The organism is Moraxella sp. CTOTU47724 (assembly GCF_032014955.1).
Lineage (GTDB): Bacteria > Pseudomonadota > Gammaproteobacteria > Pseudomonadales > Moraxellaceae > Faucicola > Faucicola tetraodonis.
This window is the reverse complement of the sequence record NZ_DALZSV010000029.1, coordinates 21,771-28,305: the sequence shown is the minus strand read 5'-3', so window position 1 is coordinate 28,305 and position 6,535 is coordinate 21,771. Positions and strand designations below refer to the sequence as shown.

Below are 6,535 nucleotides of genomic sequence, written 5' to 3'. Positions count from 1 at the left end.
CAGCGGTTGATTTTGAGCAGCAAGGCGACAAAAAAATCGTTAAAGGGCTGACAACTACACAACAAGGTCAACAAGTCCATATCCCTGTACGGGACAATGATTTTGTGATTATTACCACAGGGTCAATGACAGAAGATACGCGCTATGGCACCAGTGATACTGCGCCCGATATCCGTCTAACTGATGATAACATGGGAAAAACGAAAGGCTGGGTACTATGGAATAACCTTGCTAAACAATCTGCTGTGTTTGGTCGTCCACAAAAATTTAACCGTCATGTACCCAAATCCGCTTGGATGTCAGCAACCTTAACCTGCAAAGACTCGGCATTTTTACGCAAAATCAGCGAAAAATACTGTGTCAATCCGCCGCTATCAGGCAAAACAGTCACAGGCGGTATTGTTACCATCACCGATTCCAACTGGCTTATGAGTTTTACTATTAACCGCCAACCGCAATTTCCTGACCAACCCAATGATGTGGTGGTGATATGGTTGTATGGGCTATTGATGGATAAAAAAGGCAACTATGTGCCAAAAACCATGCCAGAATGTACAGGGCATGAAATTGTGACAGAGTTACTATACCACCTAGATTTGCTTGAGCAAAAAGATGATATTTTAGCCAATACTATCGCTAACACCGCCTATATGCCGTATATCACTTCGATGTTTATGCCACGTGCCAAAGGTGACCGTCCACAAATTGTACCTGAAGGCTGCACCAATTTAGGTCTCATCGGTCAATTTGTTGAAACCAACAATGATGTGGTGTTCACCGTTGAAACTTCGGTACGCTCGGCGCGGGTCGCGGTGTACACCCTCACAGATAGCAATAAGCAAGTGCCTGATATCGTGCCAACCCAATATGATATTCGCAACATACTCCGCTCTGCCAGTACACTCAACGATGACCAAGGCTTCATCGGGGAGGGCATACTGCGCCGAGTGCTCGCCAATACCTATTATGAGCACATCTTGCCACCCGTCGCCAAAAAATCGCACAAAGACAGCTCCTTGATGCAGACGCTTGCTGAGCAATTTGAAGTAGTCAAAGCCTTTTGGCATAAAGAAAGCCATAAAGATGGGCAAAAAGATGAGCAAAAAGCGCAGGATAAAAAATAAGCTTTGATATACTTTTGTTCTTAAACTGAAAATCCTCCTGCTGTCAGGGGGATTTTTTATCAGCAAAATTTCCTTTGCGCCTAAAAACCCTATTTCGTAAAACGGTGGTTTCAAGTATATTAAAGGTAAAATCACACATCATAAGGAACAAGTGATGAAACTATACACCATGAATGCCCCGCCAAACCCGCGCAAGGTCGACTTATTGTTAAAAGTCAAAGAACTTGATATCAATGATATTCATAATTTACAAGTCATCAACGTGGATATTGGCAAAAATGAGCAAAACTCACCGGAGTTTTTGGCGGTCAATCCACTCGGGCTGTTGCCTGTATTAGTGCTTGATGATGGCACTGTGCTCAATGATTCACATGCCATTTGTGAATATCTGGATATTCGACTTGCAGGCAATGGTAAGCAAGTGATGGGCTCAGACCCTATACAGCGCGCCAAAATCACCGCCATGTCACGCAATGCGGAGTTTCACGTGCTGTATAACATGATGCTGGCTTTCCAGCATGGGCATCCATCTCGCGCATTGATGGGAAACCAAGTGCCTGGTATGGCAGAAGAGAGCATCAACCGTGTCAAAAAAGCATTGCCGTACTTTGACGAGCTATTATCGAGTCACAAATACTTGCTCGGTGATCGACTCACCTTCGCTGATATCGTGTTGTATGTTGGCTTGGATTTTGGGCGAGTAATGAAGTTTAATCCCAAAGATGCCAGTGTAGTGGGTGAACATGTGGCACGTTTTTATGCGCAAATGAGTGAGCGTTTTGGTAAAAAATAACGGTTGTTGATATAAAAAAGGGCAAGCTAGATGCCCTTTTTTATTTGTAGTGGTTATTCATTGCTTTTATCCACCGTTTCTATTTACTGCTTTTATGCCTAGTTTTTTTCAATAGCGCTAGGGTTGTCATCATGACTGATTGTTAGCCATTAATGCACTGATGCCATCATATAGGGTGTCGTTGACCGGGGTGTCAATGCCATGCTTATCCCCCAATTCGCGAATCGTCCCTGCAAACAAATCAAGCTCACAGCGTCGCCCTGCTTTTAAATCCTGTCGCATCGAGGGCATGCCTTTGGGATCCAGCGCATCCATAATCGCCAACCATTTTTTGAAATCTTCCTCAGTTAAGGTTACGCCTTCAGCGTGTGCCACTGCCATCACTTCACGCATCGCGGCTTTGAACATGTCGCGCGCTTCACCCGCTTGTTGCACGGTATCAAAGGTGCCTTGATACAATGCCACGGTTTGATTGACGCCGGTATTTAACATCAATTTGCCCCACAGCTGGCGCGGCATGTCATCGCTTACTGAGTGCGGGAAATTGACTTGATTAAAGAGGGCATCGACTTGTTGCACGCGTGCGCGTTCAGCGTTATCAGTTGTCATCGCGCCAATGACCAATTGTCCATGATCGCGATAAATCAGTTGGCTAGCATTTTCCCCATTTTTTTCATGCGGCTCATTTTTCATGGCGTCCATTTGCTGCGCCACACAATACACAATGCGCTCGTCACCAAAGGCGTTTGCCAATACTTTTTCGCTGGCGATACCGTTGAGGGCAGAAACAATCAGCGTATTGGCGCCAAGTTGACTTTTGATGAGCGGTAACACCTCATGTAACTGATAAAATTTGGTACACACCATCACCAAATCGGCAGGACTTAGGTTTGAATGAGGGCTTTCATTTGGTGTGACATAGTTGAGTGTTAATGGCTCGCCATTTACCAATAAACCTTGCTGTTGGTAGCGGTTGACACGGTCAGTATCGGCGACGATACGCAAGTTCTCAAAAGGCATGTTTGGGGCTAATAGACTGGCAAATAACGCCCCTAATGAGCCAAATCCAACAATGGCAATAATCGGTGAATCGTTCATCTTTTTTCCTGTTATTTTGCGACATTGATTAAAGTTGTGATAAAGTTTAGCAGAAAATATAAGGCATGATAAAAAAGGAATCACAATGAAATTATTAAAAATGGCTGTGTTCATGGGTTGTTTATAGGCTGTTTATGAAAAATCAGCAACAAACTTTGCAAGAACTCATGCCAGCGTTTGAGCAAAGAATTGAAAAAATCACCCAATCAGCTCAAAAAACCACCCAAACCATTAACCATAAAGCAAGTAAGAAATAATGAATCTATCCAATGTTAACGATGCTGCATCTTCACTAAACGGCGCGTATTTTGTCACAGGTACCGACACCGAAATCGGTAAAACCACCACCACCGCGCAATTGGTCAAGAATATAGCCCAGCAAGGCAAAAGTGTCTATGCCATCAAGCCAGTCACCGCAGGTCTAGAAACCGATGACAACGGGCAAACATATAGCGATGATGCAAGGCGCATCAATCAATTTGCCAATGTCAAACCACCGCTGTCTGCCATTGCGCCTATCCAGCTGGCGACTCCTTGCTCACCCCATATCGCTGCCCAAATTGATGACGTGACACTCACCAAAACCCAATTGGTCGATACCATCAATAACGCCATCGCAGCCTATCCTGCCGATGTGATTTTGGTTGAAGGAGCAGGCGGCTGGTTTACCCCTATTAACGAGCAAGAAACGCTTGCTGATGTGGCAGCCGCGCTCAAATACCCTGTCATCCTGGTTATCGGTATCAAGCTTGGCAGCCTTAATCATGCCATGCTAACCCTACAAGCAATTTGGCAAGCAGGGCTAAAAGTCGCTTTGGTTATTTTTAACCAATTACAGACCGACACGCCTTTTGTCGATGCGCAAATTGACTGGTTAAGTGAGCAAATTTTACGCCAGTCTGCTGGGCATCAAAACAAGCCACCCTTGATGGTCAAACAAGGCGTTTTAACCCATTAAATTTTTATCCAATCACATTGCTTTTTGGCATAAGTTATGGTATAAATAGCGGCTTTAAATTTACTAGCGATTTTTTGACGCTTGCTTAAAATGGTTTTGATTGACGCAAGTCAAGTGACTAGCCGTGAGTAGCTAATTTTAAGTGCGCCGCCAAAAGATTAATTATTGATTCAAACTGAGATACTCAACACTAGAATCGTTGAAACCCTAGCTTTTTTAGCTTCAATGATATGCGAGATGTGCGAGTATCAGTTGTGACAGGCATGAGCAGCCCTCATGCACACCGATTAGGAGTAAGCCATGTCTCGAGTATGCCAAGTGACTGGAAAACGCCCAGCGGTAGGTAACAATGTTTCTCACGCAAACAACAAAACCCGCCGTCGTTTTCTACCAAATCTACACACCCATCGTTTTTGGGTAGAGAGCGAAAACCGCTTTGTTAAGCTTCGCTTGACTACCAAAGGTATGCGTATCATTGATAAAGTTGGTATTGACCAAGTTTTAACTGATATGCGTGCTCGTGGCGAAAAAATCTAATTTTTGCCTTTTCATATTCTTAGGGAGCAATTGCGATGCGTGATAAAATCAAATTAGTTTCAACTGCAGGTACGGGTTATTTTTACACCACGACCAAAAATAAACGTACCATGCCAAACAAAATGGAAATCAAAAAATTTGATCCAGTGGTACGTCAACATGTTGTATTCAAAGAAGCTAAAATCAAATAATTGACTGACACAGTCTATTTGACGCGCTATTTGATAAAAAAGTGGGTAACTTAGGTTAACCCACTTTTTTTATGTGCAAAAATTATAAAATCGCTAAAAAATTGGCAGAAAATATCAATTGTTCCTAATCGCTACCGCGATGGATGGTAAGACGAGTGGCAAGGCATCTTGGCAGCTAAAACAGCCGAAACGGTCTACGTTATTTGTGCAGTTGGTGGCTACTTAAGGTATGGGCATCGCTAGTAGCACTGGCGGCAGTCGATGGCGCTATCACAACCGCAGGTAAGGGTTTAAGACTGTTTTCAAATTCTGGCAATATCGCTTTAATAGCATCACCCATCACCAATTGTGGCTCAGACGGTTCAAACCCCATCATTTTTTCCCGTTCAGCAATGCGTTTACTGGCGGCTTCAAACGCAGGTTGAAAACGGCGAAGCTTGGGTAAGCTTTCAGCAAAAAATGCTTGTCCAAAGTATGTATATTCGGCTTCATTAGAACAGCCAAACGATGATTTGTTCGCAGCTGAGGCGGTAATCACGAGGGTATCTGGTGATTTTAACTCATTGATAAATGAGCCAGAATAACAGGCGGATACCACAATGACGCGCCATTTAATGCCAGATTTATCCAATGATTGGCGTAGCCATTTGGCATCGACATTATCGAGCGCTAGCGGTGGGTTGGACATCTCAATCACCTTGTCACCCCCATGCGAGGTCAAGGTCAAAAATAGCACATCTTCATTGACATCCATTTTTTTGGCGATACTTTGCAAAGCGCGTTCAATACTGGTTTTACTGGCAATCGGTAGCGCAGACAGGGTATTGGCATTGTTAATGAGTTCAACCGAGCGTCCTGCTGTGCCAAATTGATGGTCAAAGTAATCTTTGGTCAGCTCAATTTCCGAACGGAATACATCTTGCTCGCCATGACCTGCGACACCCATAAAGTACCAATCATGTATGCTCGGGCGTTGCGGCTGTACATTATTTAGCATATCAGCCAGAAGCTCAGGCTGCGCATAAAAGGCCGCTTCAGTGATCACGGGTGCGACGGGGTCAGATTGAAAAATCGGCTCAGATTGCACGTTTTTTTGCCACACACTGAGTACGGCAAACGCACCCAGCATAATCAGGACACGCTCAATCCATGACCAGCGTAATTGATTGCCAAAAATCCATAGCAGCGATAATGACTGCCAGACAAACGCCAATACGAACATAATACCAATCGTATCAAACGTCCATTCAGGCAGCCAGCCTAGGTCTGAGATAAACTGAATCAGGCTTTGCACCAGCATCATAAAGGTGTCAGCACACAGCCACAAAATTGCCGGCACAAAAATTAGCATGGCATTAAAATGCCGTTTGGCAAGAATCAATCCTGCCACCAGCATCACCATCGGCCATACCAAATAACTAATCAGCCCTTGTGGATTAAAATGGGTGGCATCTTCAGCCACCAACCACGAGAACAGCAAATTACTCGCCAGTGCCGTCAATCCAAACAACAAAAACTGCCATACAGTGGGCTTGACCCAATAAAACGCGCGTTTTGAACCTATTAGCATGTGACCCGTGGCACGGATATTGGCGATAACGTTATGAGAAAAACGTTTGAGCGGGGTTAAATCAAGATCGGTAAGAGAAGTTGGCAAAATATCCACACTATTGAAAGGCTGATTCTAAATCGGTAGGCAAGTAGCGATAAAATAATAATACAAAATAGCGATGGGGTGTTAACAACTTTCTCAATCATTCGTGTTTAGAATGTTAACTATCAACCCTAGTAAATCATACGCCTAAAAATTAATTTATCTAAAAAAGCTAATAAA

8 protein-coding genes are annotated in these 6,535 nt (G+C 43.9%); 6 read left to right on the top strand and 2 right to left on the bottom strand.

Annotated features, from left to right (window positions below; genetic code table 11):
- Both RTR63_RS07325 and RTR63_RS07320 read left to right on the top strand, forming a co-directional pair.
- The coding region (locus tag RTR63_RS07325) for an oleate hydratase (protein ID WP_312523502.1) at positions 1 to 1,124 on the top strand (1,124 nt) is incomplete at its 5' end.
- A gap of 154 nt (positions 1,125 to 1,278) precedes the next feature.
- Complete coding sequence (locus RTR63_RS07320; RefSeq protein ID WP_201664729.1) at positions 1,279 to 1,917, top strand: glutathione S-transferase family protein; 639 nt, start codon at positions 1,279 to 1,281, stop codon at positions 1,915 to 1,917.
- A gap of 129 nt (positions 1,918 to 2,046) precedes the next feature.
- Here RTR63_RS07320 and RTR63_RS07315 read toward each other — a convergent pair whose 3' ends face one another.
- A complete protein-coding gene (locus RTR63_RS07315) occupies positions 2,047 to 3,015 on the bottom strand; it encodes a ketopantoate reductase family protein (RefSeq protein ID WP_219330809.1) in 969 nt (322 codons plus the stop codon).
- A 134-nt stretch (positions 3,016 to 3,149) separates the two neighbouring features.
- Here RTR63_RS07315 and RTR63_RS07310 point away from each other — a divergent pair, with 134 nt between their 5' ends.
- The 4 genes from RTR63_RS07310 (at position 3,150) to rpmG (ending at position 4,701) form a co-directional block, all read left to right on the top strand.
- Positions 3,150 to 3,272, top strand: a complete 123-nt coding sequence (locus RTR63_RS07310; protein ID WP_257619540.1) for a hypothetical protein — start codon at positions 3,150 to 3,152, stop codon at positions 3,270 to 3,272.
- A complete protein-coding gene (gene bioD / locus RTR63_RS07305; RefSeq protein ID WP_219330810.1) occupies positions 3,272 to 3,973 on the top strand; it encodes a dethiobiotin synthase in 702 nt (233 codons plus the stop codon). The genes RTR63_RS07310 and bioD overlap by 1 nt, the downstream gene beginning before the upstream one ends.
- A gap of 300 nt (positions 3,974 to 4,273) precedes the next feature.
- Positions 4,274 to 4,510 (top strand): 50S ribosomal protein L28, encoded by a 237-nt coding sequence (gene rpmB / locus RTR63_RS07300; protein WP_007116088.1) that lies wholly within the window; start codon positions 4,274 to 4,276, stop codon positions 4,508 to 4,510.
- Between the two features lie 35 nt (positions 4,511 to 4,545).
- Positions 4,546 to 4,701: a 50S ribosomal protein L33 gene (gene rpmG / locus RTR63_RS07295; protein WP_007116087.1), complete on the top strand. Its 156-nt coding sequence runs from the start codon at positions 4,546 to 4,548 to the stop codon at positions 4,699 to 4,701.
- Between the two features lie 199 nt (positions 4,702 to 4,900).
- Here rpmG and RTR63_RS07290 read toward each other — a convergent pair whose 3' ends face one another.
- The gene (locus RTR63_RS07290) at positions 4,901 to 6,358 is read right to left on the bottom strand and encodes a C13 family peptidase (protein ID WP_312523500.1); all 1,458 of its coding nucleotides are present in this window, start codon (positions 6,356 to 6,358) and stop codon (positions 4,901 to 4,903) included.
- Positions 6,359 to 6,535: the final 177 nt, after the last annotated feature.